Genomic DNA, 15,948 nt, shown 5'->3' on the forward strand with positions numbered 1-15,948 from the left:
AGCCACAACCTGCCGGCTCAGCGAACTCGCCCACGCGACGAGCAGGACCGATCACGCTGTGCCAGCCTGCTGCGATGACAACAACTTTGCTGCTGCACGGACTCGGGGCCACGAGCCGCGTGTGGGACCGGTGGCACCTCGACGGCGCGATCGCGCCCGACCTCCCCGGCCACGGCACCGCCGACCCGCTGCCCGGCTACTCCTTCGAAACGATGACCGCCGCTCTCGCGCCCACCGTCCCGGCCGGCGTGACGATCATCGGCCACTCCCTCGGCGGCGTCCTCGCCCTCGAGCTCGCGTCCGGCCGGTACGGCGTGCGCGTGGATCGCGTGATCGCGCTCGGGGTCAAGGTGACCTGGTCCGACGAGGACCTCGCCAGGTCGGCGGCGTTGGCGGCCCGCCCGATCGCGTACTACGGCACCCGCGACGAGGCGGCAGCGCGGTACCTCCGGGTCGCCGGTCTCGACGGCATCGTGGATCCGCGTGATCCCGCGGTCGACCACGGCCTCGTCCAGGACGACCAGGGCTGGCGGCTCGCCCTGGATCCACGGGCCTTCGGCGTCGGCGCCCCGAATCTCCCGAGGCTGCTGCGTGACGCCCAGGCCGACGTGGTGCTGGCCCGGGGCGAGCTGGATCCGATGAACACCGACGCCGAGCTCGCCGCGCTGCACGACCAGGTGGTCACGCTGCCCGGGCTCGGCCACAACGCGCACGTGGAGGATCCGTCAGCACTCGATCACGTTCACGGCGAGCCCGCCGCGTGACGTCTCCTTGTACTTGATCTTCATGTCGGCGCCGGTCTCGCGCATCGTCTTGATCACCTTGTCCAGCGTGACCACGTGCACCCCGTCCCCGTGCATCGCCATCCGGGCCGCGTTGATCGCCTTCACCGAGGCCATCGCGTTCCGCTCGATGCACGGGATCTGGACCAGCCCGCCGACCGGGTCGCAGGTCAGGCCGAGGTTGTGCTCCATCGCGATCTCGGCCGCGTTCTCGACCTGCTCCGGGGTGCCGCCGAGGACCTCGCAGAGTCCGGCCGCCGCCATCGAACAGGCCGAGCCGACCTCGCCCTGACAGCCGACCTCGGCCCCGGAGATCGACGCGTTCTCCTTGTACAGCACGCCGATCGCGGCGGCCGCGAGCAGGAACCGGATCACGCCCTCTTCGGTGGATCCGGGCACGAACCGGCGGTAGTAGTGCAGCACCGCGGGGATGATGCCGGCGGCGCCGTTCGTCGGGGCGGTGACGATCCGGCCGCCGGACGCGTTCTGCTCGTTCACCGCGAGCGCGAACAGGTTCACCCAGTCCATCACCTTGAGCGGGTCCATCGACCACGGGTCCCGGCTGAGCTTCTGGTGCAGGGCGTACGCGCGCCGCGGCACCTTCAGACCGCCGGGCAGGACGCCCTCGGTCTCGCAGCCCTCCTGGACGCAGTCCTGCATCACCTGCCAGATGTGCAGCAGGCCGGCCCGGATCTCCGGCTCGGTCCGCCAGGCCAGCTCGTTCGCGAGCATCACCTCGCTGATCGGCAGGTGCGACTCGCGGCACCGGTCGAGCAGTTCGGCGCCGGAGCGGAACGGGTACTTCAGCGGCGTCCGGTCCGGCACGATCCGGTCCCCGGCCGCTGCGGTCTCGTCGACCACGAAGCCGCCGCCGACGGAGTAGTACGTGCGCTCGCGCAGCACCTCGCCACCGGCATCGCGGGCCAGGAACCGCATCCCGTTCGGGTGGTACGGCAATGCCTTGCGCCGGTGCATCACCAGCTGGCTGTTCTCGTCGAAGGCGACCTCGTGCGTCCCGGCGAGCCGGAGCCGGCCGTGGGACCGGATCACCTCGACCCGGCCGTTCACCGAGCGCGTGTCGACGGTCTCCGGGTCCTCGCCCTCGAGGCCGAGCAGGACGGCCTTGTCACTGCCGTGGCCGTGCCCGGTCGCGCCGAGTGAGCCGAACAGCTGCGACTCGACGGCCGTGGTCCGGGTGAGCAGACCGTCGTCGGCGAGGCCGAGGGCGAACGTCCGGGCGGCTCTCATCGGGCCCACGGTGTGTGAGCTGGACGGGCCGATCCCGATGCTGAAGAGATCGAAGACGCTGATCGCCATCTGGAGGATTCCTTCCGGTCACCGTTGACCGTTTGGTTGCCTCCCCACTCTGTCAGGCTTGCTGCCTTCCAGAGGTGCCTCGCCCGTGCGGTGAAGGTGCCTGAGAGATTCTTGGGGAGAGTTGCTCCTACGGCGCCCGGGTCGAGCCCAGGTCTCTCCCGCACGGGTTCATGCGGCTGCTGTGCACTTGAGTGGTCGGACGCCGCGACGGTACGGCGGACCCGGTGCGCGCGTCAATCCGCCCGGCCGGTCGCGCCGAGCCGCCCGGTCCGGGACGCCCAGAGCTCGAAGAACCAGGTGAACAGCGGCGGAACACTCGCCGCCAGCGCCAGCAGCGTGGTCGGCCAGGTCCAGCCCAGCGGCTTACGGACCACGGCGACGGTGAGCAAGTACAGCACGAAGATGCCGCCGTGGATGGGGCCGAAGATCTGCACCCCGAGCTCCTGTTCGGTCAGCACGTGCTTGAACAGCATGCCGATCAGCAGGCCGGTCCAGGACACGGCTTCGGCGACGGCCACGATGCGGAACCACATCGCGTGCTTCTGGGCGGCGGGGGCCTCGGCGGCGATCTCGGTCATCGATCTGGACCCTAACAAGGCGCGCCAACTCCCCATCGGGCGATGGAGCCCGCTCCCCCGCCGGAGTGATCCGCGGACCGCGGGCGCCGACCAGGCTGAGGTCATGACCACGATCGCGCGGACCTCGACCGCCCCGGCCTGGGCCGCCTCAGTACCGCGGGCCGCGCTGCTCTGGTCCGCGGTCTACGGCGGTGTGCGGCTCTGGTTCGCCACCGGACACGGGCCGGACTGGAAGCTCCCGGGGAACGACCTGCTCGTACCGGACTGGGTCGCCGTGGCCGGGTGTGCGCTGAGCGCCGCCGGGCTGGTCACGCTGGCTAAGCGCCCCCGTAGTCGCGTGCTGATCGGCCTGGTGTGGGCGATGGCGGCCGGGTGGGTCGCCGTGTCCGCGTTGGCGTTGCTGGACGTGGTCGGCGGAATCCTCCCCGGCCTGGGCATCCCCTTCGACCTCGCCGGACTGCTCAGCCGCTTCGGTGCACTGACCGGCGCAGCGCTGCTCGGCCTCACCGCGCTCACCCGGCAACGCGCGCTCGACCCCACCTGCCTCCGCTGTAGCGGACAACCTCACCTCACCTCGACTCCACGGTGGGCCTTCGCCGCTGCGTGGCTCGCCGTCGCGGGCTGCCTTACTCGTCTGGCCGCCCAGGCCGTGGTCGGCTTCGACTTCGTGCCGTACGACGCGGGCCTGTCGATTCTGTTGTTCGAGGGCGGCTTCCTGCTCGCGGGGATCCTGCTGCCGCTCCTGCTGGTGTACCGAGCCGGTCGCGTCTTTCCCCGCTGGATGCTGCTCCTTCCCGGGGCCGGCCTGGGCGCGGGCATTACGGCGTACTTCGGTGTCGGGTTGCTGCAGATGATCGCGGCCGCTTTGCAGGGCAAGGCGGTGTACGGGGACGTGGGGTTGCCGGACAGCTTCTTCTGGGTCGCCGTGCCCGCGTACTTCGCGTGGGGCGTGGGGCTCGCGGTCGCGGCGTACGGGTATCACCTGCGGACCCGCAGACCCTGCAAGGGCTGCGGTCGCTGACCCCCAGCCGTCCCCCACCGGCGACGGGGGTCTGGTCCGGGGACAGACCTGATGCCGCCGGACAGCGATTGCCGAAGGATCGGGGACGTTTCCCAGACGACAGGAGATGTCCACGTGCGCACTGCAACAAGACGGCTCAGGACCACCGCGTGGGGTGTGGTCCTGGGCGTCGCCGCAACCGGCGTCGGCGCCCTGCCGACATCCGCCCAGGCCGCCCCCTCGGAGGTGCGCCCGTCGAAGGTGGAGTGGTCCGACTGCACGCCGGTCGGGGACGAGGATCCCCAACTGGTGAAGGGATCGCAGTGTGCGACCCTGCAGGTCCCCGTGGACTGGCAGCGGCCGGACGGACCCACCTTCGGCCTCGCGATCGCCCGGCGGCCGGCGAAGGACCCGGCCCGGCGCGTCGGGGTGCTGGTCTTCGGGCCCGGCGGTCCCGGCGACTCGGGCGTGTCCCGGATCAAGACCGGGATGACCCGCTTCAGCGAGAACCTGCAGGACCGGTTCGACATCGTCAGCCTCGATCCACGGGGTATCGGCGGCAGCAACCCGGTGAAGTGCTCGGCGGCGTTGCTGGCCCGGCAGCCCTCACCCTTGATCGGTAGTCAGGCGGAGTTCGACCGGACGATCCGCTACAACCGGGAGCTGTCCGCCGACTGCCGCGCGAACACGGGACCGGTGTACGACCACATCGACAGCCTGCAGAGCGTCCGGGACGTCGACGCGATCCGCTCGGCACTCGGCGAGCAGCAACTCACCTTCCACGGCAGCTCGTACGGGACGTTGCTGGGTGAGCAGTACGCCGAGGTGTTCCCGCGGCGTGTCCGGGCGATCGTGCTGGAGAGCTCGGTCGACCACAGCCTCGGCACGTCCGCGTTCCTCGACACGCAGGCCGCGACCGCGCAGGACTCCTTCGACGAGTTCGTCCGCTGGTGCGAACGCAGTACGGACTGTGTGCTGCACGGGCGAGACGTGCGCGCGCTGTGGGCCGACCTGCTCGCCCGGGCCGGCCGTGGTGAGCTGCCCGATCCGAGGGACCCGCACACCGCGCTGACGCCGTTCACGCTCAGCTATGCGGCGTTCCGGACCTTCTACGACGCGGAGTGGCCGAAGCTGGCCGGCATCCTGCAGCAGCTGGAGAAGAGCGAGCCCCCGGTAGTTACTGAGCCGCCCGCGCCGACAGGGTTGCGGTCGAACCCGTTCGCGGTGTTCTGCCAGGACTGGCGACTTCCGGTGCACAGCTACCAGCAGTACGCCGCGCAGCTGCGCACGCTGGGCCGCAAGTACCCGGAGATGCGATACCCCGGTGCGTTGCTTGCGACCGCGTCCTGCCTCGGCGCACCGACCGAGGTGGACAACCCACAGCACCGTCTGCGGGTGCGCGACCTGGACCGGCCGATCCTGCTGGCCGCGACCGTCCACGATCCCGCGTCGGGCTACAACTGGGCGACGAACGTGGCCCGGCAACTCGGGCACTCGGGCGTCCTGCTCACGTACGAGGGCTGGGGACACGGCAGCTACTCGACGAGCCCGTGCATGCAGGCCGCGATCGATACGTACCTGGTCGAGCTGACGGTCCCACGGCGCGGCAACAGCTGTCCCGCCGTACCCGCGGGCTGAGTGGAAGCCGGAGCCCCCGACGCCGTACTGCCGTCGGGGGCTCCGGTCGTTCAGGCGTCCTCGAGGACTCGCGGCAGCCAATCGCCGCGGACCACCCGGTCGGACAGCGCGAGCAACTCACCACAGGCCGTTTCCAGCGCCTGGGTCTGGGTCGCGCAACCGTCGACGAACCAGAACGGATCGTCCGGTTGTGGATCGTCGGCGTCGTCGATGTCGGCGTACCAGTGCCGGCCGCCGGCGCACGCGCAGTGCACCACCCGCACACGCAGGTTCATAGGAATCCCCAATTCCTGATACCTGGGTCCCCCAGTGCCGAGCTCCAGCGCTGACGGGAAACGAAGTCCCGGTCAGGGTCGTCCCGGCGGGCGTATGGCTCGCGGCCCCCCACTCCCATACGCTCCGCCGGGTCGACCCTCCCCCCGCCCCCTACATCGTTGCCGACCGCCCCGGTGTTACCGGTTGTGACCAGAATTCTTTCCGCTCCGGCCGCGTCACTCTCGGTGTACTACACCGGAGCGGCTAATCCTGCTGGGCCTTGACCCACTGCTCCAGCCCGTCGGCCGTGATCGGCAGCGGCTCGGTCAGGATCTCCAGCTGGTCCTCGTGCACGACCACGTTGTCCTCGATCCGGATGCCGACGCCGCGCAGCTCGGGCGGCACGGTCTCGTCGTGCGGGTGGAAGTACAGCCCCGGCTCGACGGCCAGCGCCATCCCCACCTCGATGTCCCCGGCCAGGTACTTCTCCGGCCGCGCCGCATCGCAGTCGTGCACGTCCAGGCCGATGTAGTGCCCGAGCCCGCAGACCACGTACCGGCGGTGCTGCTGGCCGTCCGGCCCGAGCGCCTCGTCCAGCGACACGTCCAGGATCCCCCAGTCCCGCAGCCCCTCGACCAGCGTCCGCATCGCCTCGTACTGGAAGGCCCGGTACGGCGCACCCGGGCGGACCGCCGCCAGCGCCGCGAGCTGGGCCTGGTGGACCAGGTCGTACACCTGGCGCTGCGCGGCCGTGTACTCCCCGGTGGCCGGGAAGGTCCGGGTGACGTCCGCGGTGTACAGCGTCCGGGTCTCGACCCCGGCGTCCAGCAGGATCACGTCGCCCTCCCGGACCGCGCCGTCGTTGCGGACCCAGTGCAGCACCGGAGCGTGGTTGCCAGCAGCAACGATCGAGGCGTACCCGACGCCGTTGCCAGCGGTCCGGGCGCGCCGGTCGAAGGTGCCCTCCAGCCAGCGCTCGCCGCCCCCTCGGATCGCCTCCGGCAGCTCGCGGGCCACGTCGGCGAAGCCCTGCACGCTGGCCTCGACCGCCTCCCGGAGCTGGTCGAGCTCCCAGTCGTCCTTGATCCGGCGCAGCTCGGAGATGCTCTGCCGGAGGATGTCGCCGTCGGTCGGCGAGGTCCGGACCAGCGCGTCCAGCATCGGCTCGACGCCGGGCACGGACAGCATGTACGGGACGGCGCCGCGGACCGCGGTCGGCAGCTCCTCGATCGGGCGGCAGGCGATCTGCAGCGCCTCGGACCAGTCCTTCAGCCCCGGCACCGGGCCGATCCACAGCTCACCGTCACGCGCGTTCGCGAAGTAGTCCGCCTCCGCCGGGCCGGCCGCCTCGCGCAGGTACAGCGTGGCGTCGCCGTCGGCGGAGAGGACCAGGACCGCGCCCTCGGCCTGGCAACCGGTCAGCCAGACGAAGTCGCTGTCGGCACGGAACCGGTAGTCGGTGTCGTTCGAGCGGACCGGCGCCCGGCCGGCCCCGAGCGCGATCCGCCTTCCCGGCAGCGCCGCGCTCAGCTTCCGGCGGTGCTCGGCGGCCGCCTCGGCCAGGCCGTCCGGCAGCACCACCGACCGGTCCACCGGGCCCCAGTTCCGGCCGATCCCGTCCCGGAACCCCTTCGCGTCGATCGGCCGGTAGGACTTGCGCTGCTCTTCGGTCCGGTCCTGGGTCACGTCGATCCCCCTACAGTTGTCGGTACTCCTGGTCCGGCACGTCGGTCACGAACATGTGCCCGGGAGCATGGGTGATCGCGAACGGGGGCCGTGAGCCCATCAACGCAGCTTGGGGCGTCACTCCGCAAGCCCAAAAGACCGGAACGTCTCCCGGCGCGAACTCGACCGGGTCGCCGAAGTCCGGCCGGTCCAGCGCATCGATGCCCAGCGAGGCCGGGTCACCCACGTGGACGGGCGCCCCGTGCACCTGCGGCATCCGGCCGGTGACCTGGACCGCGGCCGGGACCAGGGCCGCCGGGATCGGGCGCATCGAGACCACCAACGGCCCGGCCAGCCGGCCCGCGGGACGGCAGTCCACCGACGTCCGGTACATGGACACGTTCCGGCCCTGCTCCAGGTTGCGGACCGGGACACCGGCCTCCAGCAGTGCCGTCTCGAAGCTGAAGCTGCACCCGATCAGGAAGCTGACCAGGTCGTCCCGCCACAGCCCGGTCACGTCGGCCGGCTCGTCGACCAGCTCACCGTCCCGCCAGACCCGGTACTTCGGCAGGTCGGTGCGCAGGTCCGCGTCCGGCGCCAGCACGGTCCGGTACGACCCGGCGTCGGTGACGTCGAGCAGCGGGACCGGCCGGGGATTGCGCTGGCCGAACAGCAGCATGTCGTACGCCCAGTCGCGCGGCAGGACCACCAGGTTCGCCTGGGTGAATCCGGGGGCGTGGCCGGTGGACGGCACGACCAGCCCGTCCCGGTACCGGCTGCGGGCCGCGGTCGGCGTGGCGGTGTCGGCAGGGGTCATGCGGCGCTCCTCAGGCTCCGGCGGTGGACAGGCCGGCCGCACGCAGGGCCGGTCCGATGGTGCTGCCGAACGCGTCCACCTCGGCGCGCGGCAGCTCGTACGTGGTGTCCCAGCTGTGCGCCGGGAACAGGAAGACCCGGGTCGTCCCGAGCTCCTCGTGCGCTCGCAGCAGCCGGTCGGCGCACTGCTCGGGCGTACCGAACAACCCGTACGCGTCCAGGATCCGATCGGTCAGGTCGTCGGACAGCTCCTCCGGCGGACCGTCCGGGACGTCGATCCCGGCGTACCGCAGCCAGGTGAGGTTGGACGCGCTCGGGTACCGCAGCCAGGGCTGGCCCGGGCGGAACCAGCCGCGCGGCCAGGCCCGGACCGTCGCGGTGTCCCCCAGCCCGAACGGGACGATCAGGATCTCCTCCAGTTCGGCGGGATCCCGGCCGGCTCGTTCGGCCCCGATCCGGACGTGCTTGCGGGCCGCCTCGACCCCCGCCGGATCCAGACCGACCAGCATCATCACGCCGTCGGCGACCTCACCCGCGAGCTCCAGCAATTTGGGGCCAGAGGCAAGTACCACGACGCGGGACCCGGTCGCGGGCCGGTGGAACAACTCCAGCTCGTGCCCGTCCAGGCTCGCGTGGCCCTCGCCGAGCAGCCCGCGCAATGCGAGCACGATCTCGCGGAGCCGGGCTCGTCTGGCTTGGGGTTCCCCGGCCTTCTCGACCGACAGGAATCCGGGGGCGACGGTGAGCATCGCGCGTCCCGGCGCGAGCTCGTCCAGCGAGTTCGCGAGGGCGGCCGAGACGAGCGGATGCCGGGTCACCACGTTCGAGGTCGCGGGGAACAGCGACAGCCGCTCGGTCCGCGACGCCATCGCGGCGAGCACGAGGTACGCGTCCCGCCCGGTGTGGTGGTGATCCGGGACACCGATCCCGTCCAGCCCGGCCGCCTCGGCCCGGGCGGCGAACTCGGCCAGCTCCGGCAACGGCCGCCCGACCGGTACCCGCAGATCGACCCGCAGCCCGCTCATCGGCCGACCCCCAGCCGGGACGACGGATCAGCCGCGGGCGCGGAAGGCGGCGAGCAAGCGGGCCTCGGAGTCGAGCATGTACTGGTGGAGCTCGTCCGCGGCGCGCTCGCACTCCCCCGCTTCGAGCAGTTCGAGCAGGGCCTGGTTGCGCGCGATGTACGGCTCGTGCAGGGCTTGCGGGGTCGCGATGACGTGGAACAGCAGCCGGAGCTCGGCGAGCAGGCGGCCGATGATCTCGTCGATCCTGGTGCTGCCGGCGAGACCGACCAGGTGCCGGTGGAAGCGCATGTTCGCCGTACCGACGGCGATCCAGTCACCGGACCCGGCCGCCGCTCGGCTCGCCTCCAGATCGGCGCGGAGTGGATCCAGCCGATCCGGCTCGAGATCGGTGAGCCCGCGGACCACGTCGCATTCGAGGACGCGGCGCAGCCGGTAGAGGTCGACCAGGTCGTCCTCGGTGAGGTCGGGAACGAAGACGCCGCGGTGCATCCGGTGCACCAGCAGTCCTTCGTGGGTGAGCAACCGGAAGGCCTCGCGGAGGGTGTTCCGGCTGACCTGGAGCGCTTCCTTGAGGAGTTCCTCCGACAGCTGAGTCCCTGGTCGGAGCTGTCCCTCGGTGATCCGGCGGCGCAGTACGTCGGCCACCCGCTCGGCCGAACTGCTCCGGTCGAAGAGCGCGGCGTCGTCGGCGACGGCCCGCAGCCAGGACGTGTCGGTGCCCGGGACGGCCGGTGGTCGGATCTCGCTGGAGCTGGACACCCTCGCATCATCACCCAATCGCTGTGCCGGAGTGAAACCGCGTTGGATGGGAGTCTTGCAGGATTGTTGAACAATATCTACCCTCGGGAATCACGAGACGCGTTCGACCGCCCACTGAACGCATCGCCTGACCCCTTGGGAGATCCCGGATGATCCACCAGAGGCTTTTCCCGTCCGCGCTGCTCGCCCTCAACGTCGTCACGGTGGCAGCCCTGGCCAGTACCGGAGGCGGCAGCCCGATGGCCCCATCCTCGACCGCGGCCGCGCCCTCGTCCGCCTGCGTCGCCCCCGGCACCGTGCTCACGGTCGAGGAGCAGCGGACCACGCTGAGCCTGCCGGGCCGGACCACCCCGGTCGCCCGGGACTTCATCGAGGCCGCCGGATTCGAGCGGATCGTGGACGACTTCGCCGCCCGGCTCTGCGGTTACACGAGCGTCGGCGAGGCCAGTACCGCCATCAAGGCCGCCGGCGCCGCACTCTGGCGGACCGCGGTCGACCGGGCACAGGGCCGGCTGACCTCCGGCACCATCGACCGGTACGACGACCGCCCGCTGTACTGGGCGCGGACGTCGATGAGCCGCGCGGTCCGGGAGTGGCAGGCGCCGTTCGCGCTGACCAGCCTGCAGCGACAGGCGATCCTGCGGCAGTTCAGCTACGCCTCCCGCGGGATCGACCAGGTCGAGTTCGGAAAGAACACCACCAAGCTGCTGGTCAGCGGGTTCGACACCTACAGCCTGGACGCCAGCCTGCGGAACTCGAACCCGTCCGGCGCCTCCGCGCTCCAACTCGACGGCCGCACCGTCAAGACCAAGCACGGCACCGTCACCGTCCAGGCGGTGATGTTCCCGGTGAACTGGACCGACTTCGACCAGGGCATCGTCGAGGACGCGTTCGGCCCGTGGCTGGTGCACCGCAAGGACCCGCGGTACCAGGGCGCGATCGACGCGCTGATGACGATCAGCCAGACCGGTCGCGGCCAGACGAACATCGAGAAGTGGGCCGGCGGGTTCCGCGGCGGCTCGCCGGACAACAACCGATCGATCAACTACGGCCCGATCTCGGCCGCCGCGCTCTGGCCGCAACCGCAGCCGTCGCCGCAGTTCATCCACACCACGCTGCCGTACCAGGCGATGATCGCCGCCGGCACCGGGCCGTGGCCGGTCAAGCTCAACCCGGGCATCACCGAGTGGCCGGCCGGCACCTTCCCCGACCCGACCGCGCTGCGGACCGCACCCGACCCGTCGCCGGGCTCCCGCGCGGCCAGTGCGCCGGGCGGCAACTACCTGTCCAACGAGTCCATGTACCGCACCAACCGGCTCCGGCTCGGCACCGGTCACCCGACCCTGCCGGGCGGGCACCTGCACATCTCCGCCCTGGAGTACCCGGCCGACCCGGGCGCGCTCACCAGTCCCGCGTTCGAGGCGGACCGCCAGGCCGTCGTGGATCAGACCGTCGCCCTCGTCGAGGCCGCCGGTAAGGCCGTCCGGCGCTGACGCCGCGGTCCCTGCGCACCCCTCACCGCCAGCGGAAACAGGAGAGCACCATGGCCAAGCCGCCGTCCAAACCGACCAGCCCCCGCCCCGTCCGCCGGACCGGACAGCCCAGCTCGGAGGGCACGGCCACCACCTCGATGAAGGCCAGTACCCGGTCGACGCTGATCGGGGCGATGTTCCTGATGGCCACCTCGGCCATCGGGCCCGGCTTCATCACCCAGACCACGACGTTCACGGTGCAGCTCGGCGCCGCGTTCGCCTTCGCCATCGCCGCGTCGATCCTGGTCGACATCGCCCTCCAGCTGAACGTCTGGCGGGTGATCGGGGTGTCCGGCCGGCGGGCTCAGGAACTCGGCAACCTGGTCGCTCCCGGTCTCGGCTGGGTGATGGCCGGGCTACTGTTCGTCGGCGGCCTGGTCTTCAACATCGGCAACGTGTCCGGCTCCGGGCTCGGCACCGACGCGATGCTCGGCCTGGACCCGAAGCTGGGTGGCGCACTGTCGGCGTTGATTGCCATCGGCATCTTCTTGTCCAAGCGGGCCGGGCTGGCGGTGGACCGGATCGTCTTCGTGCTCGGCGCGCTGATGATCGTGCTCACCACCTACATCGCGATCACCTCCGGACCACCCGTCGGCCAGGCCCTGAAGAACGTGGTGCTGCCCGAGCAGGTCAGCTTCCTGGCCATCACCACGCTGATCGGCGGCACCATCGGCGGGTACATCGTGTACGCCGGGGCGCACCGGCTGCTCGACTCCGGGGTGAGCGGGCCGGAGCATCTCAAGGACATCACCCGCGGTTCGGTCACCGGCATCCTGATCACCGGCGTGATGCGGGTCGTGCTGTTCCTGGCGATCTTCGGCGTCGTCGCCGGGGGCGCCAAGCTGGACCCGGCGAACCCGGCCGCGTCCGCGTTCGAGCAGGCCGCCGGCGAGGTCGGGCTGCGGGTCTTCGGCATCGTGCTGTGGGCCGCGGCGATCACCAGCGTCATCGGCGCCTCGTACACCACGGTCTCGTTCATCACCTCGCGGACGCGGACCAGCGACCGGGTCCGGACCGGCCTGGTGGTCGCCTTCATCGTCGTGACCACGCTGCTCTTCCTGGTGATCGGGACCGCGCCGACCACGCTGCTGGTGTTCGCCGGCGCGTTCAACGGGCTGCTGCTGCCGGTGGGGATCGGTGTGCTTCTCTGGGTGGCATGGCGGCGCAAGGACCTGCTGAACGGCTACCACTACCCGGCCTGGCTGCTCGGGATCGGCGGGCTGGCCTGGCTGCTGACCATCTACCTGGCGGTGCGCTCGGTCCGTCCCGTCATCGACCTGTTCGGCTGACCGGCCGCTGAAGGAGGAGATCCGATGAACACCGTCGATCTGAACGCCGACCTCGGTGAGGGCTTCGGCAGCTGGAAGATGGGCGACGACAACGCCTTGCTCGACGTGGTGACCAGCGCCAACGTGGCCTGCGGCTTCCACGCCGGCGACCCGTCGATCATGCGCGCGGTCTGCCGTCGCGCCGCCGATCGGGACGTGGCGATCGGGGCCCACGTCGGGTACAACGACAAGCCCGGATTCGGCCGCCGGTTCGTCGACGTCGAGCCGGCCGTCCTGCGCGACGAGGTGCTGTACCAGATCGCCGCGCTGGACGCGTTCGCCCGGATCGCGGGGTCCGAGGTCCGCTACGTCAAGCCGCACGGCGCGCTGTACAACACGATCGGCAGCCACGAGGACCAGGCCGCGGCCGTGGTCGCGGCGGTCGCCGACTACGACCGCGCGCTGCCGGTGCTCGGGTTGCCGGGTGCGTTGTGGCTCAAGCTGGCCGAGGAGGCCGGGCTGACCGTGGTACACGAGGCGTTCGCCGACCGCGCGTACACCCCGGAGGGCACGCTGGTCTCCCGGCGGGTCGAGGGATCCGTCCTGCACGACGGGCGCGAGATCGCCAAGCGCTGTGTGGCGATGGCGACCGGCAGCGCGATCAAGGACGTGGAGGGTGGCGAGCTGAAGCTGCACCCCGGGTCGATCTGCGTACACGGGGACACCCCGGGCGCGGTCCAGATCGCCCAACAGGTCCGCAAGTCGCTCGGGGACGCGGGTGTCGAGCTGACCCCGTTCGCGGCCTGATGCGCCTGCTGCCCTGCGGCGGTACCGCGCTGCTGGTGGAGCTCGCCGATCTCGACGAGGTCCTCGGGTACTACGCGGCGCTGCTCGCCGAGCCGCCGGCCGGTGTCGTCGACATCGTGCCGGCGGCCCGGACGGTGATGGTGGTGACCGACCCGGCCGTCACCGACCTCGCCGCGCTCGAACGCTCCCTGCGCGCGACGGTGCCGACCGCCGATCGCCGGGCCGCCGGCGACCTGGTCGAGATCCCGGTCGTGTACGACGGCGCGGACCTCGACGACCTGGCCGGGATCCTCGGCTGCGACGTCGCCGAGGTGGTCCGCCGGCACACCGCCGACGAGTGGACGGTGGCGTTCTGCGGCTTCGCGCCGGGCTTCGGATATCTCACCGGCCGCTCGGACTGGAACATCCCGCGCCGCGAGTCGCCGCGGACGAAGGTGCCCGCCGGTTCGGTCGCGCTCGCGGGCGAGTTCAGCGGGGTGTACCCGCGCGAGTCGCCCGGCGGCTGGCAGCTGCTCGGCCGGACCGACGTGGCCGTCTTCGACCTCGACCGCGATCCCGCGGCCCTGCTGCAACCCGGCCGGCGAATTCGCTTCGTGGATGCGGGTCGAGCGTGACGGTGCGCTGCGAAGTACTGGAGACCGGTCCGCTGACGACCGTGCAGGACACCGGCCGGACCGGCCAGGCCGCGTTGGGCATCGGCCGATCCGGGGCCTGCGACCGGACCGCGTACCGGCTGGCCAACCGGCTCGTCGGCAACAGCGAGGACGCGGCCGCGTTGGAGGTGACCTTCGGCGGCCTCGCACTGCTCGCCGAGGCGGACCTCGTGTACGCGATCACCGGCGCCCCCTGTTCCGGCGTACCACTGAACGCACCCGCGATCCTCCGCAAGGGCGAGGTCCTACGTCTCGGCGTACCGCGGACCGGCCTGCGCACGTACGTGGCGATCCGCGGCGGCGTGGACGTGGAACCGGTGCTCGGTTCCCGTTCGACCGACCTGCTGGCCGGGCTCGGTCCCGCTCCGCTGAAGGCCGGCGATGTGGTTGCTGCTGGTAAGGACCACGGTCCGATGCCAGGCGTCGACCTGGCGCCCGTCGCCGAACCGGCCGGCGGACTGGTGACGGTACGCCTCCTGCCTGGTCCCCGGCGCGACTGGTTCACGGATGCGGGCTGGGCCTCGTTGCTCGGCCAGACGTACAAGGTCAGCAGCAACAGCAACCGCATCGGGGTACGCCTCGAAGGTGAGCCCCTGGAAAGAGCCCGCAACGGCGAACTCCCCAGCGAAGGCATGGAACTGGGCGCCCTCCAAATCCCCCCATCCGGCCTCCCCGTCCTCTTCCTGGCCGACCACCCAGTCACCGGCGGCTACCCCGTCATCGCGTACGTAGCCCCCGAAAACCTAGACCCCTGCGCCCAACTCCGCCCCGGCCAACCCCTCCGCTTCACCCCCTGAGGCCGTAACCCCGCACCACCCCACCACCTGCCCCGCCCCCATCGCCCACTCACCAACCCAACCCAAGCACCCGCCCCAGCCGAGCACCCCACCGCTCGCCCGCCCAGCACCCCACCACTCGCCCCACCCAGCACCCGCCCCTGCACCCCGCCGCTCGCCCCTCCCCAGCACCCCCCCGCTCGCCCCGCCTCATTACCCACCCCTCGCCCCACCCCACTTTGTGCACCCACCAGCCACCGCCCGTCGCACTTTGTGCACCAACCGGTCGCCACAGCCGGCGCAGTATGACCAACCCGCACACAAAGTCGGCTCGACTGCGGGCCGGCGGTGGTGGCCGGGGGCGGTGGGCCTAGGCCTGGTGGCCAGGGGCCGGGTGGCCAGGGGCCGGGTGGCCAGGGGCCGCGGGCCGGAGGGCCGGCGCGGCGATGGCGGAGCGGCGGTGGCGGGGCGGCGGTGGCGGGGCGGACGCGGTGGGCGGGCTCGCCGGTGAGGTAGTCGGCTAGCGGGTTGTTGGACGCTTGGCGGGTTGTTTGACCGATGGAGTGTTGTAGCAGGGGTGGTGATCACAAAGGGCGCCATCAGAGAACCAACCCACGCCCCGCCAGCCGCAGCCACGACGTGCCGCCCGCCAACCACCCGCACCCACTTCGTGCACCCACCACCCACCCGCACCCACTTCGTGCACCCACCAGCCACCGCCCGTCGCACTTTGTGCACCCACCGGTCACCACGGACGCCGCGACACGACCAATCCGCGCACAAAGTCGCGACCTCGGGACGGCGACAGCGGCGGGGCGGCGGCGGGGCGTGTGTCTCGGCGGGACGGCGGTGGTCGCGGGGCGGACGTGGCAGCGAGCTCCGTGGGTTAGGCGTGCCGCTGCCGGCAGTTGGGTGGCCGCCGGGTCGTTGGGTGGCCGCCAAGGTGTCGGACAACTGGCGGGTTGTTGGACGACTGGCGGGTTGTTGGACGGCCGCTGGGTCGTTCGACGACTGGCGGGCTGTCAGGTGGTTGGCGGGTTGTTTGGCCGATGGCGTGTTGTAGCGGGGGTAGTGGTC

At 71.4% G+C, this 15,948-nt stretch carries 15 protein-coding genes and 1 riboswitch; of the genes, 8 read left to right on the top strand and 7 right to left on the bottom strand.

Going from position 1 to position 15,948, the window contains the following annotated elements; all coding sequences use genetic code 11:
• The first annotated feature begins 74 nt into the window (after positions 1–74).
• A complete protein-coding gene (locus FB561_RS05000; protein ID WP_145803494.1) occupies positions 75–764 on the top strand; it encodes an alpha/beta fold hydrolase in 690 nt (229 codons plus the stop codon).
• Here the strand turns inward: FB561_RS05000 and FB561_RS05005 are convergent.
• Positions 726–2,099 carry an L-serine ammonia-lyase gene (locus tag FB561_RS05005; protein ID WP_145803496.1) on the bottom strand — a complete coding sequence of 458 codons (1,374 nt, stop codon included), beginning with the start codon at positions 2,097–2,099 and terminating at the stop codon, positions 726–728. The two genes, FB561_RS05000 and FB561_RS05005, sit on opposite strands and share 39 nt — an antisense overlap.
• Positions 2,100–2,177: 78 nt before the next feature.
• Positions 2,178–2,270, bottom strand: a riboswitch (glycine riboswitch).
• Positions 2,271–2,332: 62 nt separating this feature from the next.
• Positions 2,333–2,677, bottom strand: a complete 345-nt coding sequence (locus FB561_RS05010; RefSeq protein WP_145803498.1) for a DUF3817 domain-containing protein — start codon at positions 2,675–2,677, stop codon at positions 2,333–2,335.
• Between the two features lie 103 nt (positions 2,678–2,780).
• Between FB561_RS05010 and FB561_RS05015 the strand changes: the two genes are divergently transcribed.
• Positions 2,781–3,698 (top strand): hypothetical protein, encoded by a 918-nt coding sequence (locus FB561_RS05015; RefSeq protein WP_145803500.1) that lies wholly within the window; start codon positions 2,781–2,783, stop codon positions 3,696–3,698.
• Between the two features lie 114 nt (positions 3,699–3,812).
• On the top strand, positions 3,813–5,315 hold the full coding sequence (locus tag FB561_RS05020; protein WP_238334658.1) for an alpha/beta hydrolase: 1,503 nt from the start codon (positions 3,813–3,815) through the stop codon (positions 5,313–5,315).
• 50 nt (positions 5,316–5,365) lie between these two features.
• Here the strand turns inward: FB561_RS05020 and FB561_RS05025 are convergent, their stop codons facing one another.
• The 5 genes from FB561_RS05025 to FB561_RS05045 form a co-directional block, all read right to left on the bottom strand.
• Entirely contained in the window at positions 5,366–5,590 is a 225-nt protein-coding gene (locus tag FB561_RS05025) for a hypothetical protein (protein WP_145803504.1), read from the bottom strand.
• 244 nt (positions 5,591–5,834) lie between these two features.
• Entirely contained in the window at positions 5,835–7,256 is a 1,422-nt protein-coding gene (locus FB561_RS05030; protein WP_145803506.1) for an aminopeptidase P family protein, read from the bottom strand.
• A 10-nt stretch (positions 7,257–7,266) separates the two neighbouring features.
• On the bottom strand, positions 7,267–8,052 hold the full coding sequence (locus FB561_RS05035) for a putative hydro-lyase (protein ID WP_145803508.1): 786 nt from the start codon (positions 8,050–8,052) through the stop codon (positions 7,267–7,269).
• A 10-nt stretch (positions 8,053–8,062) separates the two neighbouring features.
• Positions 8,063–9,076 carry an LLM class flavin-dependent oxidoreductase gene (locus FB561_RS05040; protein WP_145803510.1) on the bottom strand — a complete coding sequence of 338 codons (1,014 nt, stop codon included), beginning with the start codon at positions 9,074–9,076 and terminating at the stop codon, positions 8,063–8,065.
• Between the two features lie 27 nt (positions 9,077–9,103).
• Positions 9,104–9,835 (bottom strand): GntR family transcriptional regulator, encoded by a 732-nt coding sequence (locus tag FB561_RS05045; protein ID WP_145803512.1) that lies wholly within the window; start codon positions 9,833–9,835, stop codon positions 9,104–9,106.
• Between the two features lie 149 nt (positions 9,836–9,984).
• Between FB561_RS05045 and FB561_RS05050 the strand changes: the two genes are divergently transcribed.
• Genes FB561_RS05050 through FB561_RS05070 form a run of 5 tightly spaced genes read left to right on the top strand, consistent with a single transcriptional unit; the run spans position 9,985 to position 14,892 of the window.
• Positions 9,985–11,328, top strand: a complete 1,344-nt coding sequence (locus FB561_RS05050; protein WP_145803514.1) for a hypothetical protein — start codon at positions 9,985–9,987, stop codon at positions 11,326–11,328.
• A 50-nt stretch (positions 11,329–11,378) separates the two neighbouring features.
• A complete protein-coding gene (locus FB561_RS05055; protein ID WP_145803516.1) occupies positions 11,379–12,656 on the top strand; it encodes an NRAMP family divalent metal transporter in 1,278 nt (425 codons plus the stop codon).
• Positions 12,657–12,680: 24 nt separating this feature from the next.
• Positions 12,681–13,442, top strand: coding sequence for a LamB/YcsF family protein (locus FB561_RS05060; RefSeq protein ID WP_145803518.1), 762 nt, complete (start codon positions 12,681–12,683; stop codon positions 13,440–13,442).
• Positions 13,442–14,056 (top strand): 5-oxoprolinase subunit B family protein, encoded by a 615-nt coding sequence (locus tag FB561_RS05065; protein WP_145803520.1) that lies wholly within the window; start codon positions 13,442–13,444, stop codon positions 14,054–14,056. The genes FB561_RS05060 and FB561_RS05065 overlap by 1 nt, the downstream gene beginning before the upstream one ends.
• Positions 14,053–14,892 carry a 5-oxoprolinase subunit C family protein gene (locus FB561_RS05070; protein ID WP_145803522.1) on the top strand — a complete coding sequence of 280 codons (840 nt, stop codon included), beginning with the start codon at positions 14,053–14,055 and terminating at the stop codon, positions 14,890–14,892. The genes FB561_RS05065 and FB561_RS05070 overlap by 4 nt, the downstream gene beginning before the upstream one ends.
• Positions 14,893–15,948 lie beyond the last annotated feature (1,056 nt).

It is taken from the genome of Kribbella amoyensis, from assembly GCF_007828865.1.
Classification (GTDB): domain Bacteria; phylum Actinomycetota; class Actinomycetes; order Propionibacteriales; family Kribbellaceae; genus Kribbella; species Kribbella amoyensis.

Bases quoted from the DNA above. Each gene is read 5' to 3' on its own strand.
- FB561_RS05000 (WP_145803494.1), top strand. From the start codon at position 75: ATGACAACAACTTTGCTGCTGCACGGACTCGGGGCCACGAGCCGCGTG.
- FB561_RS05005 (WP_145803496.1), bottom strand. From the start codon at position 2,099: ATGGCGATCAGCGTCTTCGATCTCTTCAGCATCGGGATCGGCCCGTCC.
- FB561_RS05010 (WP_145803498.1), bottom strand. From the start codon at position 2,677: ATGACCGAGATCGCCGCCGAGGCCCCCGCCGCCCAGAAGCACGCGATG.
- FB561_RS05015 (WP_145803500.1), top strand. From the start codon at position 2,781: ATGACCACGATCGCGCGGACCTCGACCGCCCCGGCCTGGGCCGCCTCA.
- FB561_RS05025 (WP_145803504.1), bottom strand. From the start codon at position 5,590: ATGAACCTGCGTGTGCGGGTGGTGCACTGCGCGTGCGCCGGCGGCCGG.
- FB561_RS05035 (WP_145803508.1), bottom strand. From the start codon at position 8,052: ATGACCCCTGCCGACACCGCCACGCCGACCGCGGCCCGCAGCCGGTAC.
- FB561_RS05040 (WP_145803510.1), bottom strand. From the start codon at position 9,076: ATGAGCGGGCTGCGGGTCGATCTGCGGGTACCGGTCGGGCGGCCGTTG.
- FB561_RS05050 (WP_145803514.1), top strand. From the start codon at position 9,985: ATGATCCACCAGAGGCTTTTCCCGTCCGCGCTGCTCGCCCTCAACGTC.
- FB561_RS05055 (WP_145803516.1), top strand. From the start codon at position 11,379: ATGGCCAAGCCGCCGTCCAAACCGACCAGCCCCCGCCCCGTCCGCCGG.
- FB561_RS05060 (WP_145803518.1), top strand. From the start codon at position 12,681: ATGAACACCGTCGATCTGAACGCCGACCTCGGTGAGGGCTTCGGCAGC.
- FB561_RS05065 (WP_145803520.1), top strand. From the start codon at position 13,442: ATGCGCCTGCTGCCCTGCGGCGGTACCGCGCTGCTGGTGGAGCTCGCC.